The sequence below is a fragment of the Dietzia sp. UBA5065 genome, assembly GCA_002415925.1.
Lineage (GTDB): Bacteria > Actinomycetota > Actinomycetes > Mycobacteriales > Mycobacteriaceae > Dietzia.
In genome coordinates, this window is record DIAZ01000062.1 from 16,982 (window position 1) to 17,960 (window position 979).

Here is a 979-nt window from a genome sequence, read left to right on the forward strand (position 1 = left end):
ACTGACGCGGTCCTCGACTGACGCTGTCCTCGACCGGCGCGGCCTCCCGACCCCGGCCCGCGACGGGTCCGGGGTCGGTTCCTCACTACTGTGGGGGCCGACCCCGTCGTCGTCTGTGGAAGGCCCTGCGCATGAGCACCACCCCGGTCACCGTCACCGTCACCGGCGCCGCCGGCAAGATCGCCTACTCGCTGCTGTTCAGGCTCGCCTCGGGCCTGGTCTTCGGCCCGGACACCCCGGTCCGACTGCGGCTTCTCGACATCCCGTCCGCCGTGGTCGCCGCCGAGGGCGTGGCCATGGAGATCGAGGACTGCGCGCTGCCCCTGGTCGCCGGGATCGACATCACCGACGACCCGGTCGCGGCGTTCGACGGCGCCAACGCGGCGTTCCTCGTCGGCGCGAAGCCTCGCGGCAAGGGCATGGAGCGGGCCGACCTGCTCACCGCCAACGGCGCGATCTTCCGCGACCAGGGGCGGGCGATCAACGAGCACGCCGCGGACGACGTCCGGGTGGTGGTGGTGGGCAACCCCGCCAACACCAACGCCTACATCGCGCACCGGCACGCGCCGGACGTCCCTGCCGGCCGCTTCACCGCCCTCATGCGGCTCGACCACAACCGCGCGCTCAGTCAGCTCGCGACGCGCCTCGGCGCCCCCGTGGCGGAGCTCGACGGTGTGGTGGTGTGGGGCAACCACTCCGCCACCCAGTTCCCCGACGTCTCCTACCTCACGCGCGCCGGTCGGCCCGTCACCGCGGGCCTCGACCACGAGTGGCTGGTCGACACCTTCATCCCGCGGGTCGCCGGCCGCGGCGCCGAGATCATCTCGGTGCGGGGGTCGTCGTCGGCGGCGTCCGCCGCCGGTGCCGCCGTCGACCAGATGCGTGACTGGGTGTTCGGCACCCCCGGCGACAGCTGGACCACGGTCGCGCTTCCGTCCGAGGGGCAGTACGGCACCGTTCCGGGCGTCGTCACCCATCT

General features: G+C 73.2%; 1 protein-coding gene. It reads left to right on the top strand.

The window, feature by feature from the left end; genetic code table 11:
* Window positions 1-131: 131 nt before the first annotated feature.
* Window positions 132-979 (top strand): malate dehydrogenase (locus B4M60_RS04795; protein ID WP_291080791.1); only part of this gene is annotated, 848 nt, incomplete at its 3' end.